Annotated in this window: 27 protein-coding genes; 13 read left to right on the plus strand and 14 right to left on the minus strand. The window is 68.1% G+C overall.

What is annotated here, in order from left to right:
- The first annotated feature begins 41 nt into the window (after nucleotides 1–41).
- The 3 genes from ACM0M4_RS14405 to catA are packed head-to-tail and all read left to right on the plus strand — an operon-like array spanning nucleotide 42 to nucleotide 2,462.
- Nucleotides 42–1,163, plus strand: a complete 1,122-nt coding sequence (locus ACM0M4_RS14405) for a muconate cycloisomerase family protein (protein WP_003120080.1) — start codon at nucleotides 42–44, stop codon at nucleotides 1,161–1,163.
- A 31-nt stretch (nucleotides 1,164–1,194) separates the two neighbouring features.
- On the plus strand, nucleotides 1,195–1,485 hold the full coding sequence (catC, locus tag ACM0M4_RS14410; RefSeq protein ID WP_003089864.1) for a muconolactone Delta-isomerase: 291 nt from the start codon (nucleotides 1,195–1,197) through the stop codon (nucleotides 1,483–1,485).
- 44 nt (nucleotides 1,486–1,529) lie between these two features.
- Nucleotides 1,530–2,462, plus strand: a complete 933-nt coding sequence (gene catA, locus ACM0M4_RS14415; protein WP_221345552.1) for a catechol 1,2-dioxygenase — start codon at nucleotides 1,530–1,532, stop codon at nucleotides 2,460–2,462.
- 157 nt (nucleotides 2,463–2,619) lie between these two features.
- On the opposite strand, the gene ACM0M4_RS14420 is transcribed toward catA, so the two are convergent.
- Entirely contained in the window at nucleotides 2,620–2,838 is a 219-nt protein-coding gene (locus tag ACM0M4_RS14420; RefSeq protein ID WP_003089862.1) for a hypothetical protein, read from the minus strand.
- 362 nt (nucleotides 2,839–3,200) lie between these two features.
- Between ACM0M4_RS14420 and ACM0M4_RS14425 the strand changes: the two genes are divergently transcribed.
- Together ACM0M4_RS14425 and ACM0M4_RS14430 are read left to right on the plus strand one after the other, a co-directional pair.
- Nucleotides 3,201–4,547 carry an OprD family porin gene (locus tag ACM0M4_RS14425; protein ID WP_003109544.1) on the plus strand — a complete coding sequence of 449 codons (1,347 nt, stop codon included), beginning with the start codon at nucleotides 3,201–3,203 and terminating at the stop codon, nucleotides 4,545–4,547.
- A 251-nt stretch (nucleotides 4,548–4,798) separates the two neighbouring features.
- Complete coding sequence (locus ACM0M4_RS14430) at nucleotides 4,799–5,416, plus strand: immunity protein Imm33 domain-containing protein (RefSeq protein ID WP_003089860.1); 618 nt, start codon at nucleotides 4,799–4,801, stop codon at nucleotides 5,414–5,416.
- Between the two features lie 3 nt (nucleotides 5,417–5,419).
- Here ACM0M4_RS14430 and ACM0M4_RS14435 read toward each other — a convergent pair whose 3' ends face one another.
- Entirely contained in the window at nucleotides 5,420–6,673 is a 1,254-nt protein-coding gene (locus tag ACM0M4_RS14435; protein WP_058164583.1) for an SMI1/KNR4 family protein, read from the minus strand.
- A gap of 117 nt (nucleotides 6,674–6,790) precedes the next feature.
- Here ACM0M4_RS14435 and ACM0M4_RS14440 point away from each other — a divergent pair, with 117 nt between their 5' ends.
- A complete protein-coding gene (locus tag ACM0M4_RS14440; protein ID WP_003116871.1) occupies nucleotides 6,791–8,131 on the plus strand; it encodes a leucine-rich repeat-containing protein kinase family protein in 1,341 nt (446 codons plus the stop codon).
- A gap of 103 nt (nucleotides 8,132–8,234) precedes the next feature.
- Nucleotides 8,235–8,402, plus strand: coding sequence for a hypothetical protein (locus ACM0M4_RS14445; protein ID WP_003089849.1), 168 nt, complete (start codon nucleotides 8,235–8,237; stop codon nucleotides 8,400–8,402).
- A 43-nt stretch (nucleotides 8,403–8,445) separates the two neighbouring features.
- Here ACM0M4_RS14445 and ACM0M4_RS14450 read toward each other — a convergent pair whose 3' ends face one another.
- The 3 genes from ACM0M4_RS14450 to ACM0M4_RS14460 are packed head-to-tail and all read right to left on the minus strand — an operon-like array spanning nucleotide 8,446 to nucleotide 10,774.
- Nucleotides 8,446–9,672, minus strand: coding sequence for a CynX/NimT family MFS transporter (locus ACM0M4_RS14450; protein ID WP_054376151.1), 1,227 nt, complete (start codon nucleotides 9,670–9,672; stop codon nucleotides 8,446–8,448).
- Nucleotides 9,669–10,124 (minus strand): nucleoside deaminase, encoded by a 456-nt coding sequence (locus ACM0M4_RS14455; RefSeq protein WP_003122651.1) that lies wholly within the window; start codon nucleotides 10,122–10,124, stop codon nucleotides 9,669–9,671. The genes ACM0M4_RS14450 and ACM0M4_RS14455 overlap by 4 nt, the downstream gene beginning before the upstream one ends.
- 17 nt (nucleotides 10,125–10,141) lie before the next feature.
- Nucleotides 10,142–10,774: an ankyrin repeat domain-containing protein gene (locus ACM0M4_RS14460; RefSeq protein ID WP_003109549.1), complete on the minus strand. Its 633-nt coding sequence runs from the start codon at nucleotides 10,772–10,774 to the stop codon at nucleotides 10,142–10,144.
- 127 nt (nucleotides 10,775–10,901) lie between these two features.
- On the opposite strand from ACM0M4_RS14460, the gene ACM0M4_RS14465 reads away from it, so the two are divergent.
- Complete coding sequence (locus tag ACM0M4_RS14465; protein WP_003122653.1) at nucleotides 10,902–11,780, plus strand: LysR substrate-binding domain-containing protein; 879 nt, start codon at nucleotides 10,902–10,904, stop codon at nucleotides 11,778–11,780.
- Between the two features lie 58 nt (nucleotides 11,781–11,838).
- Complete coding sequence (locus ACM0M4_RS14470; protein WP_003451388.1) at nucleotides 11,839–12,354, plus strand: DinB family protein; 516 nt, start codon at nucleotides 11,839–11,841, stop codon at nucleotides 12,352–12,354.
- Between the two features lie 154 nt (nucleotides 12,355–12,508).
- Here ACM0M4_RS14470 and oprN read toward each other — a convergent pair whose 3' ends face one another.
- From oprN to mexT, 4 genes are all read right to left on the minus strand, one after another.
- Entirely contained in the window at nucleotides 12,509–13,927 is a 1,419-nt protein-coding gene (gene oprN / locus ACM0M4_RS14475; RefSeq protein WP_003113303.1) for a multidrug efflux RND transporter outer membrane subunit OprN, read from the minus strand.
- Complete coding sequence (gene mexF, locus ACM0M4_RS14480; protein ID WP_003089834.1) at nucleotides 13,924–17,112, minus strand: multidrug efflux RND transporter permease subunit MexF; 3,189 nt, start codon at nucleotides 17,110–17,112, stop codon at nucleotides 13,924–13,926. The genes oprN and mexF overlap by 4 nt, the downstream gene beginning before the upstream one ends.
- 21 nt (nucleotides 17,113–17,133) lie before the next feature.
- Nucleotides 17,134–18,378 carry a multidrug efflux RND transporter periplasmic adaptor subunit MexE gene (mexE, locus tag ACM0M4_RS14485; RefSeq protein WP_003103549.1) on the minus strand — a complete coding sequence of 415 codons (1,245 nt, stop codon included), beginning with the start codon at nucleotides 18,376–18,378 and terminating at the stop codon, nucleotides 17,134–17,136.
- 230 nt (nucleotides 18,379–18,608) lie between these two features.
- Entirely contained in the window at nucleotides 18,609–19,523 is a 915-nt protein-coding gene (gene mexT, locus ACM0M4_RS14490) for a multidrug efflux system transcriptional regulator MexT (RefSeq protein ID WP_003089829.1), read from the minus strand.
- A gap of 220 nt (nucleotides 19,524–19,743) precedes the next feature.
- Here mexT and mexS point away from each other — a divergent pair, with 220 nt between their 5' ends.
- The gene (gene mexS / locus ACM0M4_RS14495; RefSeq protein WP_003103552.1) at nucleotides 19,744–20,763 is read left to right on the plus strand and encodes an oxidoreductase MexS; all 1,020 of its coding nucleotides are present in this window, start codon (nucleotides 19,744–19,746) and stop codon (nucleotides 20,761–20,763) included.
- 58 nt (nucleotides 20,764–20,821) lie between these two features.
- Here the strand turns inward: mexS and ACM0M4_RS14500 are convergent, their stop codons facing one another.
- The 3 genes from ACM0M4_RS14500 to ACM0M4_RS14510 form a co-directional block, all read right to left on the minus strand.
- Entirely contained in the window at nucleotides 20,822–21,196 is a 375-nt protein-coding gene (locus ACM0M4_RS14500; protein WP_003089825.1) for a cupin domain-containing protein, read from the minus strand.
- Between the two features lie 80 nt (nucleotides 21,197–21,276).
- Nucleotides 21,277–22,092 carry an AraC family transcriptional regulator gene (locus ACM0M4_RS14505; RefSeq protein ID WP_115288776.1) on the minus strand — a complete coding sequence of 272 codons (816 nt, stop codon included), beginning with the start codon at nucleotides 22,090–22,092 and terminating at the stop codon, nucleotides 21,277–21,279.
- Between the two features lie 26 nt (nucleotides 22,093–22,118).
- Nucleotides 22,119–22,883, minus strand: a complete 765-nt coding sequence (locus ACM0M4_RS14510; protein WP_015648905.1) for an AraC family transcriptional regulator — start codon at nucleotides 22,881–22,883, stop codon at nucleotides 22,119–22,121.
- A 97-nt stretch (nucleotides 22,884–22,980) separates the two neighbouring features.
- On the opposite strand from ACM0M4_RS14510, the gene ACM0M4_RS14515 reads away from it, so the two are divergent.
- On the plus strand, nucleotides 22,981–23,253 hold the full coding sequence (locus tag ACM0M4_RS14515; protein WP_003089816.1) for a hypothetical protein: 273 nt from the start codon (nucleotides 22,981–22,983) through the stop codon (nucleotides 23,251–23,253).
- 25 nt (nucleotides 23,254–23,278) lie between these two features.
- Here the strand turns inward: ACM0M4_RS14515 and ptrC are convergent, their stop codons facing one another.
- Together ptrC and ACM0M4_RS14525 are read right to left on the minus strand one after the other, a co-directional pair.
- The gene (gene ptrC / locus ACM0M4_RS14520) at nucleotides 23,279–23,473 is read right to left on the minus strand and encodes a type III secretion system co-regulatory protein PtrC (RefSeq protein ID WP_003089814.1); all 195 of its coding nucleotides are present in this window, start codon (nucleotides 23,471–23,473) and stop codon (nucleotides 23,279–23,281) included.
- A gap of 16 nt (nucleotides 23,474–23,489) precedes the next feature.
- The gene (locus ACM0M4_RS14525) at nucleotides 23,490–23,609 is read right to left on the minus strand and encodes a PA2485 family small membrane protein (RefSeq protein ID WP_003089810.1); all 120 of its coding nucleotides are present in this window, start codon (nucleotides 23,607–23,609) and stop codon (nucleotides 23,490–23,492) included.
- Between the two features lie 187 nt (nucleotides 23,610–23,796).
- Between ACM0M4_RS14525 and ACM0M4_RS14530 the strand changes: the two genes are divergently transcribed.
- A complete protein-coding gene (locus tag ACM0M4_RS14530; RefSeq protein WP_108202097.1) occupies nucleotides 23,797–24,411 on the plus strand; it encodes a TetR/AcrR family transcriptional regulator in 615 nt (204 codons plus the stop codon).
- A gap of 150 nt (nucleotides 24,412–24,561) precedes the next feature.
- Complete coding sequence (locus ACM0M4_RS14535) at nucleotides 24,562–25,563, plus strand: LLM class flavin-dependent oxidoreductase (protein WP_003089806.1); 1,002 nt, start codon at nucleotides 24,562–24,564, stop codon at nucleotides 25,561–25,563.
- Nucleotides 25,564–25,567 lie beyond the last annotated feature (4 nt).

Below are 25,567 nucleotides of genomic sequence, written 5' to 3' on the forward strand. Positions count from 1 at the left end.
ACCGTCGAAAACCCGACCGCAACCCTGGTGGACCCCCGAGAATGAGCCAAGCCGTGATCCAAAGCCTCGAGTCGATCATCGTCGACCTGCCGACCATCCGCCCGCACAAGCTGGCCATGCACACCATGAACCGGCAGACCCTGGTGATCCTCCGCCTGCGTTGCAGCGACGGCATCGAGGGCCTCGGCGAAGCCACCACCATCGGTGGCCTGGCCTACGGCAGCGAGAGCCCGGAGAGCATCAAGAGCAATCTCGACGCGCATTTCGCCCCGTTGCTGCTGGGCCAGCCGGCGGACAACGTGAATGCCGCGATGCAGCGCCTGGACCGACACATCAGGGGCAACACCTTCGCCCGCTCGGCGGTCGAGACCGCCTTGCTCGACGCCCATGGCAAGCGCCTCGGCCTGGCCGTCAGCGAACTGCTCGGCGGCCGCCTGCACGACAGCCTGGAGGTGGCCTGGACCCTGGCCAGCGGCGACACCGGCCGCGACATCGAGGAAGCCGAGCGGATGCTCGACCTGCGCCGCCACCGGCATTTCAAGCTGAAGATCGGCGCCGGTGAGGTGGATGCCGACGTGGCCCACGCGATCGCCATCAAGCGCGCCCTCGGCGAGCGCGCCAGCGTGCGGGTGGACGTCAACCAGGCCTGGGACGAAGGCGTTGCCCAGCGTGCCTGCGCGACGCTCGGCGACAACGGCATCGCCCTGATCGAACAGCCCATCGCCCGCCACAACCGCGTCGGCCTGGCGCGCCTGAGCAGCCGCGGCGGCGCGCCGATCATGGCCGACGAGGCCATCGAGAGCGTCGAGGATGCCTTCCATCTGGCTCGCGAGGGCGCCGCCCCGGTGTTCGCCCTGAAGATCGCCAAGAACGGCGGACCGCGCGCGGTGCTGCGTAGCGCGGCGATCGCCGAGGCGGCCGGGATCGGCCTGTACGGCGGGACCATGCTCGAGGGCGGCATCGGCACCCTGGCCGCCGCCCACGCCTTCGTCACCCTCGACCGCCTGGCCTGGCACAGCGAACTGTTCGGCCCGTTGCTGCTGACCGAGGACATCCTCCTCGAGTCGCCGCGCTACCAGGATTTCCACTTGCACGTGCCGCGTGCGCCGGGTCTCGGCCTGGCGCTCGACGAGGAGCGCCTGGCGCGCTTCCGCCGGCGCTGAAGCCGTCCCGCAGACAGAGGAGAAACGACCGATGCTGTTCCACGTGAAGATGACCGTGAAGTTGCCCGTCGACATGGACCCGCAACAGGCCGAGCGGCTCAAGGCCGAGGAGAAGGAAATGGCCCAGCGCCTCCAGCGCGAGGGCAGCTGGCGGCACCTCTGGCGGATCGCCGGGCACTACGCCAACTACAGCCTGTTCGACCTGCCCAGCGTCGAGGCACTGCACGACACCCTGACCCGGCTGCCGCTGTTTCCCTACATGGACATCGAGATCGACGGGCTTTGCCGGCATCCCTCGTCGATCCATGCCGACGACCGCTGAGATTCCCTTCCCACGCCCGACAACAACAAGCAGAGGCAAACGCCATGACCGTGAAGATTTCCCAGACTGCCGATGTCCAGCGCTTCTTCGAAGAGGCCAGCGGCCAGCTCAACGAACGCGGCGATCCGCGCACCAAGGCCCTGGTGCGGCGCATCCTCGACGACACGGCGAAGCTGATCGAAGAGATGCAGGTCACGCCCGACGAATTCTGGAAAGCGGTGGACTACCTGAACCGCCTGGGCAGCCGCCAGGAAGCCGGCCTGCTGGCCGCCGGGCTGGGCCTGGAGCATTACCTGGACCTGCTGCTCGACGCCCAGGACGCCGAGGCCGGCCTCACCGGCGGCACGCCGCGCACCATCGAAGGGCCGCTGTACGTCGCCGGCGCGCCGCTGAGCGATAGCGAGGCACGGATGGACGACGGCCGCGACGCCGGCACCGTGATGTTCCTCCAGGGCCGCGTCAGCGGTCCCGACGGCCAGCCGCTGGCCGGGGCCATCGTCGATGTCTGGCATGCCAATACCCAAGGCACCTATTCCTACTTCGACAGCAGCCAGTCCGAATACAACCTGCGCCGGCGCATCCGCACCGACGCCGACGGCCGCTACCGTGCGCGCAGTATCGTGCCGTCCGGCTACGGTTGCCCGAGCGACGGCCCGACCCAGGAACTGCTCGACCGCCTCGGCCGCCACGGCCAGCGGCCGGCGCACATTCACTTCTTCGTCTCGGCGCCCGGCCATCGCCACCTGACCACCCAGATCAACCTGGCGGGCGACCGCTACCTGTGGGACGACTTCGCCTATGCCACCCGCGATGGGCTGATCGGCGACCTGCGCTTCAACGACGACCCCGCCGCGGCCCGCGACCGCGGCGTGGAGGGCGGACGCTTCGCCGAACTGGATTTCGACTTCCAGCTCCAGGCCAGCCCGGCACCCGCCGCCGAGCGCCGCAGCCAGCGGCCGCGGGCATTGCAGGAGTAAGGTGGGAAACGGGGAGGGCGGCTGGTCGCTGGCGACCATGCCGCCTTCTTCCGCCAGGCGCGACGGCGGATAAAAAAAGGCGCCATGACTGGCGCCTCAGGACTTGTCCAAAGGAGCAACCCAAAAAGGACAAGTGTATTGCTCGGTGAAAGGCTGCTCAGCCGTTGCCGTTCTTGCGCTCGGCGCATTTGCTGCGGTCGGTCTTCTGCGCTTGCGCTTCCAGTTGTTGCTTCTGCAGGCGCTTTTCGCGCAGTTCTTTCTGCGCGGCGCGGAATTCGGCGTTGTACTGCCAGGAGCGTTCGCTGCCGTCCTGGGCCTGGGCAGTAGCGGCGCCGGTCGCCAGCAGGGCGGCCAGCAGCATCGGGATGATCTTCATGGCAAACCTCTCGGGTTGGCTCGTCGCCGGGGCGAGGTATTCGTCCCGTTTGAGCAAAGAGTAAGAGCGGACGGATTACCCGAGGGTGAGTGGAAAATTACGTTTCCGATAACTTCGGCGATGCTCCGTTGCATGGCGGAGGAGTCTGCGCGAAGCGCATTAAGTGCGAGTTAAGATTGCGGAAAAGTAATCCCCGCCTCATGTCTGCGTCATTTCCCCGGTTCCAGAATCAGCCCCACGGTCAATGCCGGTTGCGGCAGGACTGCGCGGGGGCGCGATCGACCAGAAGTTCACGCACAGCCAGCGCCGCAAGGCATGGCCGCAGAAGAAAAACAGACATGAACCGATCTGGAGCAATCGCCATGCAAGGGGATGGAAAGAAACGACTGTGGACGCTTCCACTGCTGCTGGGCGCCGGACTGATGGCCTCGGCCGTCGCCGAGGAGAACGCCGAGCGGAGCAAGGAAGGTTTCATCGAGGGCAGCGAGGTCAACCTGCTGCTGCGCAACTTCTACTTCAACCGCGACTTCCGCAAGGGCCAATCGAGCCCGGCGGGCGGCGGCTACACCGAGGAGTGGGTGCAGGGCTTCATGGCCAACTTTTCCTCGGGCTTCACCCAGGGCACGCTGGGCGTCGGCATCGACGCCTTCGCCCAGCTCGGCGTGCGCCTGGACAGCGGCGGCGGGCGTTCCGGCGCCGGCGGTAGCGTCGACCTGCTGCCCTATGACGACCAGGGGCGGCCGCAGGACGACTATTCGCGAGCCGGCGGCGCGGTCAAGCTGCGCTGGTACGGCACCGTGCTGCGGGTCGGCGACGTGTTCCCGGAAACCCCGGTGATCCAGTACGGCAACAGCCGGCTGTTCCCCTCCAGCTTCCGTGGCTTCACCCTGGTCAACGACAGCCTGGCGAAGGGCCTGACCCTGCAGGCCGGCAAGCTGAACTCGATGACCCAGCCGAACAGCACCAGCGGCAGCGACGACTTCTACAGCTTCTACACCGGCCGGCGCATCGACTCGCCGTGGGTCGCCTACGCCGGCGGCGACTACCAGGCCACCGAGCACTGGAGCGTCAGCCTCTACGGCAGCCGCCAGAAGGACGCCTGGGACCAGTACTACGCCGGCACCAGCTTCAACTATCCGCTGGACGACAAGCTGTCCCTGCTCGGCGGCGCCAACTACTACAAGGTCAAGGACCAGGGCAGGCAGGTGATGGGCGAACTCGACAACGACATCTGGAGCGTGCGCGGCGGCTTCGCCTACGGTCCGCACCAGGTGCTGCTGTCGTACCAGCGCAACAACGGCGACGACGACTTCGACTACCTGCGCCAGACCGACTCCATCTACCTGGACAACTCGATCCAGTACAGCGACTTCAACTCGCCCAAGGAACGCTCGCTGATGCTCCGCTACGACCTCGACATGGCCGCCTTCGGCGTGCCGGGGCTGAGCTTCATGACCCGCTATGGCAAGGGCTGGGACGCCGATTATTCGAATGCCAACAGCGTCTACATGCGCACCGACGCCAACGGCAACCCGCTGACCAACCAGGGCCGCTGGGAACGCGACGTGGAGGTCAAGTACGTGGTGCAGGGTGGCGCGGCCAAGGACCTGGCGTTCCGCGTGCGCCAGGCCACCGTGCGCTCCGACAGCTTCGAGTCGGACCTCGACGAAGTCCGCCTGATCGTCGAATACCCGCTGCAAGTCCTCTGAAGGCGCGCCGCCGCCCCGTCCGGGGCGGCGCTCTGCGACAGCCCGTTGCTGGCGGCTGCGCGGCGGCGCTGCTACTTTCCTCTGGGTAGGCGGGCCGAAGGGCGGTTCCTGGCCGGGCATGGCTTCGACCTGCCGGTGGGCGCCGCGACCCGAACCTCGGCCACGCCATTCCACCCATGCCGCCCGGGCACCGGCGTGCCCGTGGCAGCCCAGGCTACGGGCGCCGCGTAGCCAGCCAAGCGGGAGTCGACATGGCCTCGTGGACCTTGGTGGACGCCAGTGCGATCGCTGTCCGCCATCCCTACACCTTCTACAAACCGGACGCGGAGACCATCGACCGGGTCGCCGCCGGGGAAAGCGTCAAGCTGATCTTCGCCTTCGATACCGACAACCCCGATGCGCCGCGCGCCGAGCGTCTCTGGGTGACGGTCGAGGGCATCGAGGCGGATGGCGCCTTCAGCGGCCGCCTGGACAACTATCCGCAATACATCCGCGACCTGTCGCTGGGCGAGCGCATCGTCTTCGAGGCGCGGCACATCATCAACACCGAGCACGACCCGCGGGAAACGCCGATCTCGCGCTATGCCCGGCGCTGCTTCGTGACGCGCCGGGTGATAGACGAGGGGAAGGCGGTCGGCTACCTCTACCGCGAGGCGCCGGAAGAGGAAAACGACAGCGGCTGGCGGCTGATGGCCGGCGACGAGTCGGACGACTACATGAATACCGCCGGGACCACCGCCTACGTCAGCCTGGGCTCGGTGCTGAACGCCGACGACAGCATCCTGCCGCTGCTCGACGCGCCGCCGGGACGGGCGTTCGAGCGGCTGGCCGACGGTTCCTTCATCGAGGTGCAGGGACCGGAGGGTTGAGCCTCAGCCAGGCAGCTCGGCGAGGAAGCGCTCCAGGCGCTCGGCCAGGGCCAGGTAGTCGTCGGGACTGCGGTTGCTGCCCATCTTTCCCGACCTGACCCGCCTGGCGTCGCTGCGCTCGCGCTCGGCGCGGCTGGCGAGGGCCAGGCGCAGGGCGCTGGCCCGCGACGGCGACTCCTCAAGCAGCGGTCGCGCCATGATCCGCGCGGCGTCGGCGTCGCCGTATTGCAGGGCGAGGAGCACCGTATTCGGGTCGGAGATCGCGCCGAGCCGCAACAGGCGTTCGGCCAGGAGCGCATCGAGGTGCGCGGCGCCAATCTGCAGGCTGTCCTGGTGCACCGCGACGCCCTGGTCGAGCAGCCATCTGGCGGCCTCCAGGCGCCCGCGGGCGAGGCAGGCCTCCAGCACACCGCCGCGTCCGCGCAAGGTTTCGGCGAAGTCGCAGCCGGCATCGCGCAGGCGTTGCAGCAGGTCGATGTCGCCGTCTTGCGCAGCTTCGGCCAGGGCCAGTTGACGCAGCCTTGGCTCGGCGGCCAGGCTGCCGTCGGCGAGGGCCGGCCGCCAGTCGAGGATGCGCTGGCGCAGCAGGACTTCCAGGCGGCCCTTCAGCGCCTTGCCGGGCTCCCCGGCGGCCTCCAGGGCGTCCAGCGCTTCCAGTAGCTCGTCGGCCACGCCGCAGGCGTTCTCGGCATCGAACGGATCCTGTTCGAAGGACAACAGGCGGAACAGCCCGCCGACATCGTCGGCCAGGCGCGTCACCGAATCCTGGTGCAGGCGTCCGGCCCAGGCCGGCGGCAGGCCGTGGCTCCAGGCGATTACCGCGCCATGCTCGGGGCCGGGTTCGACGCAGACGTAGAGCCGCTCCAGGTACTCGAAGCCACCGAACGGCAGGTAGGCCAGCTTGCCGTTCCAGTCGCGGCCTTCTTCTGCCGCGGCTTCCGCCGCCAGCTCGAGCTCGTGTTCGATCCAGCCCCAGAGGTCGTGGTAGCCGTCGCTGTCCGGATAGAACAGTTCGCTGAAAGAGAACGGGTGGCGGTGGCCGTCGTAGTCGACTTCCAGGTCATAGCCGAGGCGCCCGCCGAAACAGGTGCGCCAGAGGCGCAGCAGGTCTTCTGGAATCGGTCCGGCCAGGCCTTCGGCAAGACGCTGGACGTGTTCGGCGGACACCGGCGGTTGGGCGTCGTACACCACGCAGCCGTCGAACACGGCCAGGCGATGGGCCAGCAGGAGTTGGCGTTCGGCGGGGGAGAGTTCCATTCTCTGTGGTCCTGTCGATTCGGGGCGGCCACTCTAGCACGGCGAGGGTGCGCGTTCCGCAACGCCTTGGCTATCATGCGCGGCTTTCCATCCGCCCTGGCCGGAGTCCGTCGAACCATGCACACCTTGCAGCAACTGCGCAGCGGCGAACTGGCCGGCGCCACGCGCCTGGACCTGTCCTGCGGCCTGCGCGAGTTCCCCCGGGAAATCTTCGAGCTGGCCGACTCCCTGGAGGTGCTCAACCTCAGCGGCAACGCCCTGGACAGCCTGCCGGACGACCTCGGGCGGCTGCATCGTCTCAAGGTGCTGTTCTGTTCCGCCAACGACTTCGACGAATTGCCGGCGGCGGTGGGGGACTGTCCGGCGCTGAGCATGGTCGGCTTCAAGTCCAACCGCATCGAGCGGGTGCCGGCCGCGGCCCTGCCGCCAGCGCTGCGCTGGCTGATCCTCACCGACAACCGGATTGCCACGCTGCCCGAGGAACTGGGCCGCCGGCCGTTGCAGAAGCTGATGCTGGCCGGCAACCGCCTGGAGGCCTTGCCCGAGAGCATGGCCGCTTGCGAAGGCCTGGAACTGCTGCGGATCGCCGCCAACCGTTTCCAGCGCCTGCCGGCCTGGCTGGCGACGCTGCCGCGCCTGGCCTGGCTGGCCTACGCCGGCAACCCGTTGTGCCGTCTGCCGGCGCTGGCCGACAGCGGCATCGCTGCGCTGGACTGGAGCGAGCTGAGCCTGGACGGTTTGATCGGCGAAGGAGCCTCCGGGGTCATCCATCGCGCCGGCTGGCACCAGCCGGACGGTTCGACGCGCACGGTGGCGCTGAAGCTGTTCAAGGGCGAAGTGACCAGCGATGGCACCCCCGCCAGCGAGATGGCCGCCTGCCTGGCGGCGGGGCGCCATGCGCAATTGATCGAGGTGCTCGGCCAGCTCGCCGGGCATCCGCAAGGGCGCGACGGGCTGGTGCTGGAGCTGCTCGACGACGCCTATCGCAACCTGGCGGGGCCGCCGAGCCTGGAGTCCTGTACCCGCGACGTCTATCCGCCGGGACTGCGCTTCGAGCTGGCCACGGCGCTGCGCCTGGCGGCCTCGCTCGCCGCGTTGATGGCCCATCTGCATGGACGCGGCATCAGCCATGGCGACTTCTATGCGCATAACATCCTCTGGCGCGAGGATGGCGCCTGCCTGCTGGGCGATTTCGGCGCCGCGTCCTTTCTCCCGGACGACGCCGTGCTCGCCGGCGCCCTGCGGCGCCTGGAAGTACGTGCCTTCGCCTGCCTGCTGGAAGAGTTGCTCGAGCGCAGCGAGGCGCCGCCGGGGCAGGCCTCGCTACGTGCGGTGCTGGTCGAGTTGCAGCGACGTTGCGCGCTGCCACGGGTGAGCGAGCGGCCGGACTTCGGCGAGATCCAGGCGATCTTGCGCGACCTTGCCGCTCGCAGCCAGGCGTTTCCTCAAGTTCGATGAATTTGTCCGAAATTGACCGCAGGCTGATAAATATCAACGCAGTTCTAGCGGGCTTGGAGCTAGACTGACAAGTATGTCAGGAACGCGGCCAACGAGGGTAAACATGGATTCCTACGGCGTCACTTTCGCAATCATCGTGCTGGGCATGCTCTTCATCGGCACGGGTTTCACCAAGCGCGACACGCCGTTCGGCCTGTTCCTCATGTGGGTCGGGGTGATCTGCATGCTGGCCATCATCAGCTACCGCATCTATATCGCCACCCATTACTGAAGCGCCACCCGCGCCTGCAATGGCGGGCGCGGAGGTCCGCCGCTCAGTCGCGCGTCTCGCCCATGGCCCGGGCATAGCCGGACGGGGCGAAGCGCAGGGTCACCAGCAACATCGCCACCACGCTCGCCGCGAGCAGCAGCCAGGAGGCCTGGAAGCTGCCGGTGGCGTCGCGCAGCCAGCCGGTCAGGTAGGGCACGATGCCGGTGATGATGAAGCCGATGCCTTGCACGAAGGCCGCCAGGCTTCCCGCCGCACGCGGCTCGTGGAGGTGGTCGAGGGTCAGGGTCAGGCTGAGGGCGAAGCAGGCGCCCAGGCCGTAGCCGATCAACGCCACCCACAGTGCCGCGTGCTGTAGCGGCATCAGCAGCAGGCCGCAGAAGCCGCCGAGCTGGACCAGCAGCGCGGCCAGCAGCCAGGGCCGGCGGTCGAGGCGGCGGCGAATCAGCAGCGGCACGCTGAGCGCGGCGAGCACCTGGAAGATGGTCATGATCCCGACCAGCCCGCCGCTGTCCTGGGCGCTCCAGCCGAGCTGGCGGTAGTACACCGGCAACCAGGCCACCATGCTGGTGTAGCCGCCGTTGATCAGCCCGAAATACACCGCCAGCAGCCAGCCACGGCGATTGCCGAAGAAGTGCGGGACCGGCCCCTCGCCAGCGCTCGGCAGCACCTCCCTTGGCCGCGCGAACATCCACAGCAGCAGCGCCAGCAGGGCCGGTACGGCCCAGGCGCCGAGGCCGGCCTGCCAGTTGGAGAAGTGTTCGGCGATCCGCGGGCTGAGCACCGCCGCGGTTCCGCCGCCGGCCATCAGCGAGGCCGAGTAGAGGCCCATCGCCGCCGGGACCCGCCTCGGGAACCAGCGCTTGACCACGCCCGGTACCAGCGCCTGGATGATCGCCACGCCGCTGCCGGCCAGCGCGGCGCTGGCGATCAGCGCCAGCCCGCTATCCAGTTCCAGGCGCCAGAGGCAGGCTGCGGCGATGGCCAGCAGTCCGCAGACGATGCCGCGGTGCTCGGCCAGCCAGCGCCCGAGCCAGGGCAGCAACAGCGCCACCAGGCCCATGCAGAGCACCGGCAACACCGTCAGCAGCGACGCGCCCTGGAAGCCGAGACCGGTGCCGGCGGTGATTTCCTCGAGCAGCGGGCCGATGCCGGTGAGGATCGGTCGCAGGTTGATGCCGAGGCAGAAGATCACCAGCAGGCCGACCCAACTGACCTCCGCCGCGCCGACGCCGGTGGCGGCCTGGCCGCCGGAAGGGATTCGCGCGCTCATGCCTGGCGTTGCCGCCATTGCCGGTACAGACCCTCTTCGCCGGCAGGACGCAGGGCGCGTAGCGGCAGGCTTTGCCGCTGTGGCGGGCGCGCCATCTCGGCGTAGAGCGTGGCCGTGGACAGGCCGAACGGTTCGCCGTCCTCGTTGGAATAGGCGAACCAGGCCGCCTGGATGCCGCAGAGATGCATGGCGGCCAGACACATCGGGCAGGGATGGCCGCTGGCGTAGATCACACAACCGTCCAGACGCGGGCTGCCGAGCGCCTGACTGGCCTGGCGGATCGCCTGCAGTTCGGCGTGGGCGCTGGGATCGTGGGTCTCGTGGATCTGGTTGACGCCGCGGGCCAGGACCCGCCCGTCGCGCACCAGCACGGCGCCGAACGGGCGGCCGCCGGCCTCGACGTTGGCGCGGGCGAGGGCGATGGCCTCGCGCATGAAGATTTCATCGGACATGTCTTTCTCCTTCGCTTTCATTGGGCGCCGGCGGCCAGCAGCAGCCGCTCGATCCCGCCCTGGCCGCGCTGGCGGGCGTGGGCCAGCGGGCTGACGCCGTCGGCATCGGCCAGGTTGACGTCGGCGCCGGCGTCGATCAGCAGGCGCACGATCTCCTGGTGGCGCGGACCACCGTCACTCAGCAGGATCGCCTCGAGCAGCCCGGTCCAGCCGAGCTTGTTGACATGGTTGGGATCGACCCCGGCTTGCAGCAGCGTCTTCACCACTTCCACATGGCCGCGTTCGCAGGCCGGGATCAGCGCGGTGCCGCCATAGCGGTTGGTACTCTTCAGGTCGGCGCCGTGGAGCAGGGTCAGGCGCAGGATTTCCAGGCGGCCCTCGGCGCCGGCCAGCAGATACGGGCTGTCGAGCCGGCTGTTCTGCCGGTTGACGTCGGCGCCGGCCTCGATCAACTGGCGCGCCACCGCCAGGTGGTCGTTGGCGGTGGCCAGCAGCAGCGGGGTGCTACCGTCGGCGCTGGGCGCGTCGACCTCGACCTTGCGTTCGAGCAGGCTGGCGACCTGCGCGGTATCGCCGCGACGCGCGGCTTCGAGCAATGCTCCGGCGTCGCTCGCGCCGGCGCCTCCGCTGAATGCTGCGCAGACCAGCATGGCTCCGCTCCTGCATAGATTGGCCAGGGACATGTCGATGGGCTCCGATAGGCGTTGGCGAAAAGTATGGCGTCGATGTCATGTATGCTGAAATTAAATGATGTAATGCCTTTCAGTGGGAGTGTGCATGCTCGATCTGGTCCTGCTCCGTACCTTCGTCAGCGTTGTCGACACCGGCAACTTCACCCGCGCCGGCGAACACCTGCACCTGACCCAGTCCACCGTCAGCCAGCAGGTCATCCGCCTCGAACAGAACCTCGGTTGCCGCCTGCTCGACCGCAGCCAGCGGCAGGTTTTGCCGACCGAGGAAGGCGAGCGTCTGCTTGGCTACGCGCGGCGCCTGCTGCGGCTCTCGGACGAGGCCAGCGAGGCCCTCAGCCCGGCCCATGGCGACGGCGTGCTGCGCCTCGGCGTGCCGGAAGACCTCGCCGGCGAAGTGCTGATGCCGGTGCTGACGCGCTTCACCGAAGAGCGTCCGCGACTGCGCCTGGAGGTCGAGAGCGGTCTCAGCCATCACCTGCTGCGCCTCTATCGCAGCGGCGAGCTGGACCTGCTGCTGGTCAAGCAGTGGGGGGCCGACAGCGACTGCCATGCACGCTGGGCCGAGCCGCTGGGCTGGTTCGGCAGCGCCACGCGGCCGTTCGGCGAGGGTTCGCCGGAGGAGCCGGTGCCGCTGGTGGTGTTCCCGGTCGGCGCGCTGTATCGCCAGGAGATGATCCATGCCCTGGAGAGCATCGGGCGTCGCTGGCGCATCGGCTATTCCAGCGCCAGCCTGGCCAGCCTGGTGGCCGCGGTCGGCGCCGGACTGGGGGTCAGCCTGCTGCCGCTGGGCTGCGTCGGGCCCGAGCATCGCCTGCTTGGCGCGCAGGCCGGCTTCCCGCCCATCGCTGGCCTGGAGCTGGCGCTCTACGCGCGGCCCGAGCTGGACAGCGCCGGGCGCACCCTCCGCGACCGCCTGCGCGACCTCTGCGATGCACGCCTGGAAGGGTTGCAGGGCGAGCGCTGAGCGCTGTCTCCGGGCTATGATCCGGCTCCCTCAGCGAATGGACACGGAAGCCCGCCACATGTCCCGACCCACCCTGCAAGTCGACCTGCTGGTCGAGTCCTTCAACTACAAGGCCTGGTCCGACCGCCGCACCCTCGATGCCATCGCCCGGATCGACGCCGATGCGTTCCCGGCCTCGCTGGCCTTCGCCTTGCAACAGCTCAATCACATGGCGATCGTCGAGGAACTGTTCAGGGCGCGCCTGCTGGGCGAGCCGGCGCCCCACCAACAGACCAACAGCGAGGTGGTGCCTGGCTACGACGTCCTGCGTCGCCGGCTGGAGGATTCGGCCGCCTGGTTCGCCGGCTATGTCGCCGAGCTGCCGCTGGAGCGTCGCGGCGAATGGCTGCGCTTCCGCTTCGCCGATGGCCGCGACGGCGGCATGACGCGCCAGGAGATCCTCTTCCATATCGTCAACCATGGCACCTACCATCGCGGCGCCATCGGTCATGCCCTCGACCTGGCGGGCGCGCCCCGGCCGGCGGATACCTACACCCTGTATATCCACTCCGCGCAGCCGGAGCGGCGGGAATAGCCCGCGGCAATGGCCGCCGAGCCTCTACGCCATCGCCGAGAAACGACGTGGGGCTCGACCGAGCCCCCGCGCTGCGCATAAAAAAGCCCCGCGACCAGGAGCTGCAATCGCGGGGCTGGAGTGGCCGATTTCCATCGGCCGGGGGATAGCCGGTTCAGGCGCTGGGTTGCCAGCCACCGCCGAGGGAGCGGTAGATCGCCACGATGCCGCGGTACAGCTCGACCTCGGCCTGGGCCTGGGCATCTTCGGCGGAGAGTTGCTCGCGTTCGGCGTCCAGCAGCACCAGGAAATCGGTGGTGCCTTCGCGGTAGCGGATCGCCGCCTGTTGCGCGGCGGCGCGGCTGGCTTCCGACTGGCGGACCAGCGAGACCAGGCGCTCCTGGCGCTTGCCATAGTCGCTGAAGGCATTCGCCGATTCTTCCAGGGCCAGCAACACCTGCTGTTCGTAGCTGGCCAGCGCGGCGTCGGCGTCGGCCTTGGCGCCGCGCAGGCGGGCACGCACGCTGCCGAGGTCGAAGGCGGCCCAACTGATGCTCGGGCCGACGCTCCAGGCGCGGGCGGCGCTTGAGCCGATCTGCGAGCCCCGCCCGGCGGTGAAGCCGAGGAAGCCGCTGAGGCTGACCCGCGGGAACAGGTCGGCGGTGGCCACGCCGACGTCGGCGGTGCTGGCGGCCAGGCGCCGTTCGGCGGCGCGGATGTCCGGCCGGCGGCGCAGCAGTTCGCCGGGATCGCCGATCGGCAGGGCCTTGGTGATCGCCGGCAGGTCGCGCGGCGAAAGGTCCACTGTCAACTCTTCCGGCCGTTGGCCGAGGAGGGTGGCGATACGGTGCCTGGCGCGCTCGGCTTCCGCCTGCAGTTGCGGCACGCTGGCGGCGGTGGCCGCCAGGCGCGCATCGGCGCGCAGTACGTCGAGTTCGGCACCGACCCCGGCGTCGCGCAGTTGCTCGGTGAGCTGGCGCGACTCCTTCTGGTTCTCCAGGTTGCTCAGGGCAATCTTCTCGCGCAGTTGCGCGCCGCGCAGTTGGCCGTAGGCGTCCACCAGCTCGGCGATCAGGCTGACCTGCAGTTGCTGCAGGTCGGCCTCGGCCGCTTCGCTGAGGGCGTCGCTGGACTCCAGCTGACGGCGGATGCGCCCGAACAGGTCAAGCTCCCAGGCGCTATCCAGGCCAAGGTCGTAGCGCTCGCTGTTGACCCGGTCCTCGGTCACTCCCGGTTGCTGGCCCTTGCCGATGTCGGCGCTGGCGCGGCTGGTGACCACCGGGAAGCGATCGTTGGCCACGTCGTCGCGCAGGGCGCGGGCGGCGCGCAGGCGGGCGAAGGCCACGCGCAGGTCGCGGTTGCCGCTCAGCGACTGTTCGACCAACTGGTTCAGGGTCGGATCGTCGAACTGTTTCCACCACAGGCTTTCGAAGCGGCTGCGGTCGTAGGGCTTGCTCGCCGTGGCGTCGATCTTCGCCGCCGCGGTGTCGGGGGTCCGGTAGTCCGGACCCACCGTGCAGGCGCTGAGCGCCAGCAGACTGAACAGACCCAGGGCGGACGCGAGCCCGCTCCGGATCGACTGCGCGTGAATCATGCATGCACCTCTGGCAGGCCTTTGTCGTTGGCGGCGCGGCGCGCTTCGCGGTTCTCCACGAAGCGGCGGATGAGGACGTAGAACACCGGCGTCAGCAGCAGGCCGAAGAAGGTCACCCCGATCATCCCGGAGAACACCGCCACGCCCATCGCATGGCGCATCTCGGCGCCGGCGCCGGTGGAGATCACCAGCGGCACCACGCCCATGATGAAGGCGATGGACGTCATCAGGATCGGCCGCAGGCGCAGGCGGCAGGCTTCCAGCACCGCGGCGACGCGGTCCATGCCTTCCTCCTGCTTGTCCTTGGCGAACTCGACGATCAGGATCGCGTTCTTGCACGCCAGCCCCACCAGAACGATCAGGCCGATCTGGGTAAAGATGTTGTTGTCGCTGCCGGCCAGGATCACCCCGGTGATCGCCGACAGCAGGGTCATCGGCACGATCAGGATCACCGCCAGCGGCAGGCTCCAGCTCTCGTACTGGGCGGCCAGCACGAGGAAGGCCAGCAGCACGCAAAGCGGGAAGACGAACAGCGCGGTATTGCCGGCGAGGATCTGCTGGTAGGTCAGCTCGGTCCACTCGTAGGTCATGCCGTTGGGCAGTTCCTCCTTCAGCAGCTTCTCGATCGCCGCCTGCGCCTGGCCGGAGCTGTAGCCCGCGGCCGGGGCGCCGTTGAGTTCGGCGGTGATGAAGCCGTTGTAGTGCATCACACGGTCCGGACCGGAGGTGTCGCTGACCTTGATGAAGGACGCCAGCGGGACCATCTCGCCGAGGTTGTTGCGCACCTTCAACTGGCCGATCTGCTCGGGTTCGAGGCGGAACTGCTGCTCGGCCTGGACGTTGACCTGATAGGTACGGCCGAAGCGGTTGAAGTCGTTCGCGTACAGCGAGCCGAGGTAGACCTGCAGGGTGTCGAAGATGTCGCTGATCGCCACGCCGTGGGTCTTGGCCTTCTCGCGGTCGATGTCGGCGTCGATCTGCGGCACGTTGACCTGGTAGCTGGAGAACACCGAGCTGGGTTCCAGCTCAGGCAGCGCACGGGCCTTGGTGATGATGTTCTGGGTCTGCTTGAACAGCTCCTCGTAGCCCTGGTTGCCACGGTCCTCGATCTGCAGGCGGAAGCCGCCGATGGTCCCCAGCCCCTGTACCGGCGGCGGCGGGAAGATCGCGATGTAGGCGTCCTGGATGTCGGCGTACTTGGCGTTCAGCGCGGCGGCGATGGCCCCGGCCGACTGGCTCGGGTCCTTGCGCTCGTCGAACGGCTTCAACGGGGTGAACACGATGCCGCTGTTCGGGCTGTTGGTGAAGCCGTTGATCGACAGGCCGGGGAAGGCCACCGAGTCCGCCACGCCGGGCTGCGCCAGGGCGATCTCGGACATCTGCTTGATCACCGCCTCGGTACGGTCCAGGCTGGCCGCGTCGGGCAACTGGGCGAAGGCCACCAGGTACTGCTTGTCCTGCTGCGGGACGAAACCGGTCGGCGTGCTGGAGAAGCCGAAGTAGGTCAGCACCATCAGTCCGCCGTAGACCAGCAGGGCGATCGAACTGCCGCGCAGGACCCGGTTCACCGTGCCGACGTAGCCATGGCTGGCGCGGTCGAAGAAACGGTTGAACGGACGGAACAGCCAACTGCCGAGGAGCTTGTCGAGGAACACCGAGAAGCGGTCCTTCGGCTCGTGGTGGCCCTTGAGCAGGACCGCCGCCAGCGCTGGCGACAGGGTCAGCGAGTTGAACGCCGAGATCACCGTGGAGATCGCGATGGTCAGGGCGAACTGGCGGTAGAACTGCCCGGTGAGGCCGGAGATGAACGCGGTCGGGATGAACACCGCGCAGAGCACCAGCGCCGTGGCGATGATCGGCCCGGTCACCTCGCGCATGGCACGCTTGGTGGCTTCCACCGGCTTGAGGCCGAGGCCGATGTTGCGCTCGACGTTCTCCACCACCACGATGGCGTCGTCCACCACGATGCCGATGGCCAGCACCAGGCCGAACAGCGACAGCGCGTTGAGCGAGAAGCCGAGCATGTGCATCACCGCGAAGGTGCCGATCAGCGACACCGGCACCGCGGCCAGCGGGATGATCGAGGCGCGCCAGGTCTGCAGGAACAGGATCACCACCAGCACCACCAGCACCAGGGCTTCGAACAGGGTGTGCACCACCGCCTCGATGGAGCCGCGGACGAAGATGGTCGGGTCGTAGACGATGGAGTAGTCCATGCCCTGCGGGAAGCTGTGCTTCAGCTCGGCCATCTTCTCCCGCACCAGGTTGGAGATCTCGATGGCGTTCGAGCCGGGACGCTGGAAGATCGGGATCGCCACCGCCGGCTTGTTGTTCAGCAGCGAACGCAGGGCGTACTGGTTGGAGCCCAGCTCGACCCGGGCGATGTCGCGCAGACGGGTGATCTCGCCGTTGGCGCCGGCGCGGATGATGATGTTCTCGAACTCTTCCTCGGTGACCAGGCGACCCTGGGTGTTGATCGACAACTGGAAGCTGGTGTCGCTCGGCGCCGGCGGCGCGCCCAGGGTGCCGGCGGCGACCTGGCGGTTCTGCTCGCGGATGGCGTTGACCACGTCGGTGGCGGTGAGGTTGCGCGAGGCGACCTTGTTCGGATCCAGCCAGACGCGCAGCGAATAGTCACCGAGGCCGAACAACTGGACGTCGCCGACGCCGTCGAGGCGGGCCAGTTCGTCCTTCACGTTGAGCACCGCGTAGTTCGACAGGTAGAGCATGTCGTAGCGGTTATCCGGCGAGGTCAGGTGCACGACCATGGTCAGGTCGGGCGAGGCCTTGTCGACGGTGATGCCGAGCCGGGTCACTTCTTCCGGGAGCTTCGGCTCGGTCCGGGTGACGCGGTTCTGCACCTGCACCTGGGCGTTGTCCAGGTCGGTGCCGAGGGCGAAGGTGATGGTCAGGGTCAGCTTGCCGTCGGAGGTCGACTGGGAGGACATGTAGAGCATGTTCTCCACCCCGGTGATCGCCTGTTCAAGGGGAGAGGCGACGGTCTCGCCGATGACTTTCGGGTTGGCGCCGGGGAAGTTGGCGCGGACCACGACGGTCGGCGGCACCACTTCCGGGTATTCGCTGATGGGTAGCTGGAACAGGGAGATGGCGCCGCCGATCAGGATCAGCAGCGACAGCACCGCGGCGAAGATCGGCCGCTGGATGAAGAATTGGGAGAAATTCATCGGTTCTTCCTATCGCCGCGCTCAGCCGCGCGGCTCGTTGCGAGTGGCGTTGTCCTTGGACGCCGCCACCTTCGGTGGTTCGCTGTCGCCGACCGACTGCCGCAGGCGCGCGAGGGTGGCCAGGGTGTCGGCGCTGGCCATCTCGACCTTCTGCGGATCCACCTGCATGCCCGGGCGGACCCGCTGCAGGCCATTCACGACGATCCGGTCGCCCTTGCTCAGGCCGCTGCGGACGATGCGCAGGCCCTCCAGCTTCGGTCCCATCTCGACGGTGCGGTAGACGGTCTTGTTGTCGCCATCCAGGACCAGCACGAACTTCTTGCCCAGGTCGGTGCCGACCGCTTCGTCCTTGATCAGGGTGGCGGCGTAGGTCTTGCTGCCGACCAGCTTCAGGCGCACGTAGAGGCCCGGGGTGAACTCGCCCTTGGCGTTGTCGAACACGGCGCGGCCGCGGATGGTGCCGGTACGCGGGTTGACCTGGTTGTCGAGGAAGTCCAGCCGGCCCAGGTGCGGGTTGCCGTCCTCGCTGCTCAGGCCGAGGTACACCGGGCTCTCGCTGCGCGTGTCGCGACCGGCCTGGCGGGCCAGCTCGACGTACTTGAGGAACACGCGCTCGTCGGCGTCGAAGTAGGCGTAGACCTTGTCGGTGCTGACCAGGGTGGTGAGCAGGGTCTCCCCGGAGTTGACCAGGTTGCCGGCGGTGACCTCGGCGCGGCTGACGCGACCGTCGATCGGCGCGGTGATCCGGGTGAAGCTCAGGTTCAGGCGCGCCGCGTCCAGTTGCGCCTGGGTCGCGGCGACCGCCGCCTTGGCTTCCTGGGCGGCGGTGGTGCGGGCGTCGGCGAGTTCCGCGGAGATCGCGTTGCTGGCGCGCAGGCGTTCGCCGCGCTGGGCTTCGTTGACGCTCCGCGCCTGGGCCGCGCGGGCCTGTTGCAGCTGGGCTTCGAGGCGCTTGACCTCGGCCTCGAACGGGCGCGGGTCGATCTGGAACAGCAGGTCGCCTTTCTTCACCAGTGCGCCTTCATGGAAGGCCACGCGGTCGATGTAGCCCGACACCCGCGGGCGCAGCTCCACCGACTCCGGGGCCTCCAGGCGGCCGGTGAATTCGTCCCACTCGTTCAGCGGTTGTTCGATGACTTCGGCGACGCTGACCTTGGGCGCCGCCATGCCTTGGGTGGTTTCCGGGGCCTTGCCGCAGGCGCTCAGGACCAGTACGGCCGCGAGTGCGAGGGGGTAGCGCCAGGAGAAGTGGGATGACTGTTCCATGCTTGACTCCGCCAGTCGGTTTTTCGGGATTGGCGAAGTCTGCGGGCTGCTCCGGCAGGGAACTAATCGAACGACGAGATTTTGATTATCACGAACAGTGATACATGGTTTTTCGTTTTCTGTAACAGTCGATGGTTATGGACAGTGCTTTCGATGGAATAAGCCGCACACCCGCGGCGCGCGATCGATTTTCCCGTTGCGACGCCTCGTGCGGGTAGCTGCCGGAGGGCTCAGAGACTGTCCGGATCGCCGATGAACATGCTGATCCGCGAGCGCAGCCAGCGTTCGGCCGGATCGTTGTCCTGGGCGCCGCGCCAAGCCATCGACAGTTCGAAGGCGCGGGTCTCGAACGGTGGGTCCTCGGCGCGTAGGCCGCCGGCGGCGATCAGCGCCTGGGCGGCGTAGTCGGGCACGGTGGCGATGATGTCGGTGCCGGCCAGGAGGGTGCCGAGGCCGTTGAACTGCGGCACCGCCAGGACCACCTTGCGCTTGCGGCCGAATTTTTCCAGCTCCTCGTCGACGAAGCCGCTGAGGTCGCCGGCGAAGGACACCAGCGCGTGCGGTCGCGCGCAATAGTCGTCGAGGGTCAGCTGGCCGGGCGCGGAGTCGGCGCGGAGGATCTTCGGCTTGCTGCGGCGCACGGTCTTGCGCTTGGCGTTGGCCGGCAGTTCGTCGGTGTAGCTGACGCCCACCGAGATCTCCCCCGAGGCCAGCAGGTTCGGCATCAATAGATAGTTGGCGCGGCGCACGACGAGGACGATCCCCGGCGCCTCCGCGCGCAGGCGGCGGAGCAGGGGCGGCAACAGGCCGAACTCGACGTCGTCGGAAAGGCCGATGCGGAACACCGCGGTGCTGGTCGCCGGATCGAACTCGCTGGCGCGACTCATGGCGGTGGAGATGGAATCCAGCGCCGGCGACAGGTGGGCGAAGATTTCCTGGGCTCGCGCGGTGGGCTCCATGCTGCGTCCGGTACGGACGAACAGCGGGTCGTCGAACAGCGTGCGCAGGCGCGACAGCGCGGCGCTGATGGCCGGCTGGCCGAGGAACAGTTTCTCTGCGGCGCGGGTCACGCTGCGTTCGTGCATCAGGGTCTCGAACACGATCAGCAGGTTCAGATCGACGCGGCGCAGGTCGTTTCGGTTCATGGCGTTCCTCGTTTCCAGGGGCTAGAGGCTGCAACCGCGGGGGCTCGCCGTCAAGCCTTGCGTGCGAGACGGGGCGGGGCCTGGCGAGGTGCCGGAGGGGCATAGGATCACTGACAGGCATAGCCATTATCAATAACGACGGGTGGTTTTGTCAGGCATGGGCGGATACAGTCACAACCCATGAGGTTATTCACCCCGTGATGCACTGCAGAGGTTTGCGATGTCCCGAGTGATCCGTTTTCATCAGTTTGGCCCGCCAGAGGTCCTCAAATGCGAAGAGCTGCCGACCCCGGCGCCAGCCGCAGGGGAAGTCCTGGTGCGTGTCCAGGCGATCGGCGTGAGCTGGAAGGATGTGCTCTGGCGTCAGAACCTGGCCCCGGAGCAGGCTGCGCTGCCGTCCGGTCTCGGCTTCGAACTGGCCGGCGAGGTGCTGGCGGTCGGCGCCGGCGTCGGCGACCTGCCGCTGGGTTCCCGCGTGGCCAGTTTCCCCGCCCATACCCCCGATCATTATCCGGCCTATGGCGACGTGGTGCTGATGCCGCGCGCGGCCCTGGCGGTCTACCCCGAGGTACTCACCCCGGTGGAGGCCAGCGTCTACTACACCGGCCTGCTGGTGGCCTATTTCGGCCTGGTCGACCTGGCCGGGTTGAAGGCCGGGCAGACCGTGCTGATCACCGAGGCGGCGCGCATGTACGGGCCGGTCTCGATCCAGTTGGCCAAGGCTCTCGGCGCGCGGGTGATCGCTTCCACCAAGTCCGCCGAGGAGCGCGAGTTCCTCCGCGAGCAGGGCGCCGACAAGGTGGTGGTGACCGACGAGCAGGACCTGGTCCTGGAAGTCGAGCGCTTCACCGAGGGCAAGGGCGTCAATGTCATCCTCGACGAATTGGGCGGTCCGCAGATGACCCTGCTCGGCGATGTCTCCGCCACCCGCGGCAAGCTGGTGCTGTATGGCTGCAACGGCGGCAACGAGTCGGCGTTCCCGGCCTGCGCCGCGTTCAAGAAGCACCTGCAGTTCTACCGCCACTGCCTGATGGATTTCACCGGTCATCCGGAGATGGGCCTGGAACGCAACGACGAGTCGGTGAGCAAGGCCCTCGCGCACATCGAGCAACTGACCCGCGATCGCCTGCTCAAACCGGTGGTCGACCGGGTATTCGAGTTCGACCAGGTGGTCGAGGCGCACCGCTACATGGAAACCTGTCCGAAGCGCGGCCGGGTGGTGATCCACGTCGCCGATTGAGGACGACCCGCAGCGAAAGAGCCCGGCCATCGAGCCGGGCTTTTTCATGGGCGCGGTTTCAGATCCACAGATCGTTGACCGCCGTCCGCTCGCCGCCCTGGTCGCCGGTGTTGCGCACGCCGCAGGGCTCCACCAGGAGCATGCGCACCTCGCCCTCGGCGAACGGCTTGTGCTCCACGCCGCGCGGCACCACATACATCTCGCCGGGGCCCAGGTGCACCGCGCCGTCGCGGAAATCGATGCGCAGGCGACCGGCGAGGACGATGAAGGTCTCGTCGGTGTCGGCGTGGCTGTGCCAGACGAAGTCGCCTTCGATCTTCACCAGCTTGAACTGGTAGTCGTTCATCTGGGCGATCACCCTGGGTTGCCAGCGGTCGTCGAACAGGGCGAGCTTGGCGGCGAAGTTGATCGCTTGGGTTGTGCTGGTGGACATCGGTGCGCTCCGGTGGTTGGTCTCTGGCGCCAGGGTAGGCGGCTACGGAGCGGGCGGTCTTGGATGATCGTGCAACCTGGCTAGGCGCGGCCGAGCATACGCAGCCAGCGTGCCGGCGGCAGGCCGTAGCTCTGGCCGAAATGGCGGGTCATGTGGCTCTGGTCGGCGAAACCGGCGGCAAGCGCGGCTTCGGCCAGCGTCTGGCCGCCGAGCATCAGCCGGCGGGCGATGTCCAGCCGGCGCTGGATCAGGTAGCGGTAGGGGCTGGTGCCGAACAGCGCGCGGAAATCGCGCGACAGGCTCCAGCGTTCTCGCTGGGCGACCTGCGCCAGTTCGTCGAGGCCCAGCGGGCGCTCCAGGTGCGCGTGGATGTACTGCCGGGCGCGCTCGGCGGCGACGAAGTCGAAGTGGCGCCTGCCGCGCGCCCGGTTGCCGGCCACGGCGTCGAGGGTGTGGGCCAGTTCGAACAGGGCGTCCTGTTCTTCCAGCGGCTCCAGCGGGGTATCCATGGCCTGTAGCAGGGTCCGGCTGGCGGCGATCAGGCGCGGGTCGTCGGACAAGCCCCCGCGCACGAACGGCAGCGGCCGGCCGCCGAGGGCCTGCTGGATCAGCGCCGGCTCGACGTAGAGCATCCGGTAGCGGAACCCTTCCTGGCTGCCGGCCTCGCCGTCGTGCAGCTCGTCGGGATGCAGCACCAGGCAGCCGCCCGGCAGGCTGTGGCGCTGGCTGCGGCGATAGCGGAAGCTCTGCACCCCGGCCAGGGTCTGGCCGATGGCATAGGTGTCGTGGCGATGCGGATCGTAGCCGTGGCCGGCGAAGTAAGCCTCGATGCGTTCCACCGCACCGTGTTGCGGGGCGCGTCGAACCCAGTCGCGGGGCGTATTGGCGTGGCTCATGGGGAAAGGCTCGTGGCGCGGAAGGTTCAGGCTAGCGCTTCGTTGGCGCGACTGGAATAGCCGGACGGCGTCTCGCCGAATACTGCGCGGAAGGCACTGGCGAAGCTGCTCGGGCTTTCGTAGCCGAGCGACCAGGCGACCTCCCCGACCGCCTGGCCCGCTGCCAGCCGTTCGACGGCCGCGTGCAGTCGCGCCAGTTGCCGCCATTGCGCGAAGCTCATACCGGTCTCGGCGCCGAACAGCCGGCTCAGGCTACGGCTGCTGAGGCCCGCCCAGCGTGCCCATTCGGCCGCCGGCCGCGGATCGCCGGGGTTGGCCAGCAATGCCTCGGCGATCCTGCGCAGGCGCGAATCCCCCGGATAGGGCAGGCGGGTCCGCTGGGGCACGGCGTGGCGCAGTTCGTCCAGCAGCACGCGCAGCAGGTTCTCGCGTTCGGTGCTCCAGGCGGAGCCGGTCGGCCAGCGGGTGGCGCGTTCGACGATCAGCGCCACGAAAGCCGAGCAGGCGAGCACGCCGGGGTGCCGGGGCAGGTCGCGGCAGTGTTCGGCGGCGAGGTAGGCGCTCCAGCCCGCCAGGCTGCCGTGGGAGTGCGCCGAGTGTGGGTGACCCGGTGGGATCCAGGCGATCTGGCGCGGAGGCAGGGCCTGGCGGCCATGCTCGTCCTCGACCACCAGAAGGCCGCGCTCCAGGCAGTAGAGCTGGCCGCAGGCATGGCGGTGGGAGGCCGTGCGGCTGGCTGCGCGGTCGATGCGCAGGGCGAAGAGCGGGACGGGCAGGGGTTCCGGAAGCATTTGGCGGAAAAGCGACGATGATTGGCTCGGGATGGATAATAGGCCATTCGACTGCGGATGTAGCCTGGCGGCTCATCATTCTTGCCTGGAGCACGCCATGAAAGCCGAAGACATCCTTCCCGACCGACAGGACCGCATCCGCCTGGGCGGCGTGGAGATACGCAAGGGCAGCGTCGGCGCGTTCATCGCCAACGCCCGGCTGCTGCTTGAGGAGGAACTGCCCGCGGCGCAACGGCGGCAGGCTGAAGAAGACCTGCGCGCCCTGCTGCCGGCGATCCGGGCACTGGGGCTGCTGGAACTCTTCGAACTGCGCGACGCGCGACTGCGGACGCTGGTGGCGGATTGGGAAAACGCCGCTGGCCGCTCCTGAGAGCGGCACACGGGCACTGGAGGTATCAGTCGTCGATGCAGCTTTCGATCAGGCGTTGCAGGGCTTCGCGCTCACTGACCGGCGTGCGCATCGGCATGTGCGCGAGGCTGCCGTCGCGGCGCTCGATGATGTACTCGGTCTCGAAGTGCAGGGTGCAATCCTCGAGGCTCACATAGGTGACGCCATAGGTCGGGGCCTTGCGGGAGCGGGCTGAGAGCATGGATGCCTCCTTGGGCTCATTTCTTCTCGCTGGTCGGCGCGGGCGCGCTGGCCTGAACCGGGCGAGTAGGGGTCACTGCATTGCTGTAGAACGCGGAAGCGGCGAAGTAGCTGGCGAGGGCGCTGAAGCTGGACATGATCGGTTCTCCTGGGGAAGGGTGGGCGTCTGCCCTTGGAGAGCATGTTTGCCCAGCGGGAGAACCGGCAGAAGTAAAAAGCCTGCATGGTGTATATCGAGCGCGGTGATGGATCAAGCGACCCCCTCCAGCCTTGCGACTGTTCGCCGGTGTTACCATATGACGTGTTTTTTTCTCAGGAATTCCCATGGCCAAGCGTGGACGCCCCTGCGGCTTCGATCGTGAACAGGCATTGCGCCGGGCGCTCGACGTGTTCTGGGAGGCCGGCTACGAAGGCGCGACCATGGCCGCGCTGAAGGAGGCCATGGGTGGCATCTGCGCGCCGAGCATGTATGCCGCCTATGGTTCCAAGGAGGCACTGTTCCGTTCGGCGGTGGAACTCTACCTGAGCCAGGAATGCCAGCTTTCCAAGGGCGCCTTCGCCCTGCCGACGGCGCGCGAGTCGATCGCCGCGCTGCTGGAAAGCGCCGCCGTCAGCTACACCACGGAAGGCAAGCCGCGCGGTTGCCTGGTCGACCTCAGCACGACCAATTTCTCGCCGGCCAACAAAGGCGTCGAAGACTACCTGCGCGATCACCGGCGGCGCGCCGCGCGCCTGCTGCGCGAGCGTTTCGCACGAGGCGTGGCCGACGGCGACGTGCCGGCCGGAGCCGATCTCGACGCGCTCACCAGTTTCTACAGCAGCGTGCTCCAGGGCCTGTCGATCCAGGCCCGCGACGGCGCCAGCCGCCAGCAGTTGCTGGCCATCGGCTGCTGCGCGATGGCGGCCTGGGATTCCCTGCTGGCGGTCGAGGCCGCCTGACGCCACAGCGCGCCTTGACTGGAAAAAGCCCATGGATTCTCCGTGGGCAAAAACTATAACGCGTGATATAGAATTGATCCAAACCCCGGACGAGGTCCTTCCGCGCGTGTCTCGCGCCCTGGCCATCGCCCGCTGCCGATTGGAGCCTTCATGACAACGCTTGCTGATATTCCCCTGTCCATGCTCGACCTGGTGCCGGTGCGCACCGGCGGCAGCGTGGCCGAAGCCCTGCACAACTCCCTGGACCTGGCGCGCCATGTGGAGCGCCTGGGCTTCAACCGTTTCTGGCTGGCCGAGCACCACAACATGGATGGCATCGCCAGTTCCGCCACCGCGCTGCTGATCGGCCATATCGCCGGCGGCACCTCGCGGATCCGCGTCGGCTCGGGTGGGGTGATGCTGCCGAACCATGCGCCGTTGGTGGTGGCGGAAAACTTCGGCACCCTGGAGACGCTCTACCCGGGCCGCATCGACCTCGGCCTTGGCCGCGCCCCCGGCGCCGACCAGGCGACCATGCGCGCCTTGCGTCGCGACCGCCTGGGCAACGGCGACGACTTCCCCGAGCAGGTCGCCGAGCTGGAAATGCTGCTCGGCCCGCGCCGTTCCCAGCAGAGCCTGCTGGCGGTGCCGGGCGAGGGTACCCAGGTGCCGATCTGGCTACTCGGTTCGAGCCTGTTCAGCGCTCACCTGGCGGCGCAGAAAGGCTTGCCCTATGCCTTCGCTTCGCATTTCGCACCGCGTTACCTGCACGAGGCGCTGCGCATCTACCGCAGCAACTTCCAGCCCTCGGCGGTACTCGACAAACCTTACGCGATGATCGGCGTGCCGCTGATCGCCGCACCTACCGACGAAGAGGCCGAGTTCCTCGCCACTACCGCCTTCCAGCGCGTGCTGGCGCTGATCCGCGGCGAGAGCCTGAAACAGAAGCCGCCGGTGGAAAGTATGGCGCCGTTGTGGCTGCCCCACGAGCAGGATGCGGTCGGCAGCTTCTTCGGCCTGGCGGTGATCGGCGGTCCGGAGAAGGTTCGCGCGCGCCTGGAGATCCTCCTGGAGCAGACCGGCGCCGACGAGCTTATCTTCACCAGCGACTTCTACGAGCACGCCCATCGGCTGCGCTCTTGCGAAATCGTCGCGGGGCTGAAAGGGGCGTGATCCG

The sequence above is a fragment of the Pseudomonas sp. 18-147 genome, from assembly GCF_051048045.1.
Lineage (GTDB): Bacteria > Pseudomonadota > Gammaproteobacteria > Pseudomonadales > Pseudomonadaceae > Pseudomonas > Pseudomonas aeruginosa.

Bases quoted from the DNA above. Each gene is read 5' to 3' on its own strand.
- ACM0M4_RS14405 (WP_003120080.1), top strand. From the start codon at position 42: ATGAGCCAAGCCGTGATCCAAAGCCTCGAGTCGATCATCGTCGACCTG.
- catC (WP_003089864.1), top strand. From the start codon at position 1,195: ATGCTGTTCCACGTGAAGATGACCGTGAAGTTGCCCGTCGACATGGAC.
- catA (WP_221345552.1), top strand. From the start codon at position 1,530: ATGACCGTGAAGATTTCCCAGACTGCCGATGTCCAGCGCTTCTTCGAA.
- ACM0M4_RS14420 (WP_003089862.1), bottom strand. From the start codon at position 2,838: ATGAAGATCATCCCGATGCTGCTGGCCGCCCTGCTGGCGACCGGCGCC.
- ACM0M4_RS14425 (WP_003109544.1), top strand. From the start codon at position 3,201: ATGCAAGGGGATGGAAAGAAACGACTGTGGACGCTTCCACTGCTGCTG.
- ACM0M4_RS14430 (WP_003089860.1), top strand. From the start codon at position 4,799: ATGGCCTCGTGGACCTTGGTGGACGCCAGTGCGATCGCTGTCCGCCAT.
- ACM0M4_RS14435 (WP_058164583.1), bottom strand. From the start codon at position 6,673: ATGGAACTCTCCCCCGCCGAACGCCAACTCCTGCTGGCCCATCGCCTG.
- ACM0M4_RS14440 (WP_003116871.1), top strand. From the start codon at position 6,791: ATGCACACCTTGCAGCAACTGCGCAGCGGCGAACTGGCCGGCGCCACG.
- ACM0M4_RS14445 (WP_003089849.1), top strand. From the start codon at position 8,235: ATGGATTCCTACGGCGTCACTTTCGCAATCATCGTGCTGGGCATGCTC.
- ACM0M4_RS14450 (WP_054376151.1), bottom strand. From the start codon at position 9,672: ATGAGCGCGCGAATCCCTTCCGGCGGCCAGGCCGCCACCGGCGTCGGC.
- ACM0M4_RS14455 (WP_003122651.1), bottom strand. From the start codon at position 10,124: ATGTCCGATGAAATCTTCATGCGCGAGGCCATCGCCCTCGCCCGCGCC.
- ACM0M4_RS14460 (WP_003109549.1), bottom strand. From the start codon at position 10,774: ATGCTGGTCTGCGCAGCATTCAGCGGAGGCGCCGGCGCGAGCGACGCC.
- ACM0M4_RS14465 (WP_003122653.1), top strand. From the start codon at position 10,902: ATGCTCGATCTGGTCCTGCTCCGTACCTTCGTCAGCGTTGTCGACACC.
- ACM0M4_RS14470 (WP_003451388.1), top strand. From the start codon at position 11,839: ATGTCCCGACCCACCCTGCAAGTCGACCTGCTGGTCGAGTCCTTCAAC.
- oprN (WP_003113303.1), bottom strand. From the start codon at position 13,927: ATGATTCACGCGCAGTCGATCCGGAGCGGGCTCGCGTCCGCCCTGGGT.
- mexF (WP_003089834.1), bottom strand. From the start codon at position 17,112: ATGAATTTCTCCCAATTCTTCATCCAGCGGCCGATCTTCGCCGCGGTG.
- mexE (WP_003103549.1), bottom strand. From the start codon at position 18,378: ATGGAACAGTCATCCCACTTCTCCTGGCGCTACCCCCTCGCACTCGCG.
- mexT (WP_003089829.1), bottom strand. From the start codon at position 19,523: ATGAACCGAAACGACCTGCGCCGCGTCGATCTGAACCTGCTGATCGTG.
- mexS (WP_003103552.1), top strand. From the start codon at position 19,744: ATGTCCCGAGTGATCCGTTTTCATCAGTTTGGCCCGCCAGAGGTCCTC.
- ACM0M4_RS14500 (WP_003089825.1), bottom strand. From the start codon at position 21,196: ATGTCCACCAGCACAACCCAAGCGATCAACTTCGCCGCCAAGCTCGCC.
- ACM0M4_RS14505 (WP_115288776.1), bottom strand. From the start codon at position 22,092: ATGAGCCACGCCAATACGCCCCGCGACTGGGTTCGACGCGCCCCGCAA.
- ACM0M4_RS14510 (WP_015648905.1), bottom strand. From the start codon at position 22,883: ATGCTTCCGGAACCCCTGCCCGTCCCGCTCTTCGCCCTGCGCATCGAC.
- ACM0M4_RS14515 (WP_003089816.1), top strand. From the start codon at position 22,981: ATGAAAGCCGAAGACATCCTTCCCGACCGACAGGACCGCATCCGCCTG.
- ptrC (WP_003089814.1), bottom strand. From the start codon at position 23,473: ATGCTCTCAGCCCGCTCCCGCAAGGCCCCGACCTATGGCGTCACCTAT.
- ACM0M4_RS14525 (WP_003089810.1), bottom strand. From the start codon at position 23,609: ATGTCCAGCTTCAGCGCCCTCGCCAGCTACTTCGCCGCTTCCGCGTTC.
- ACM0M4_RS14530 (WP_108202097.1), top strand. From the start codon at position 23,797: ATGGCCAAGCGTGGACGCCCCTGCGGCTTCGATCGTGAACAGGCATTG.
- ACM0M4_RS14535 (WP_003089806.1), top strand. From the start codon at position 24,562: ATGACAACGCTTGCTGATATTCCCCTGTCCATGCTCGACCTGGTGCCG.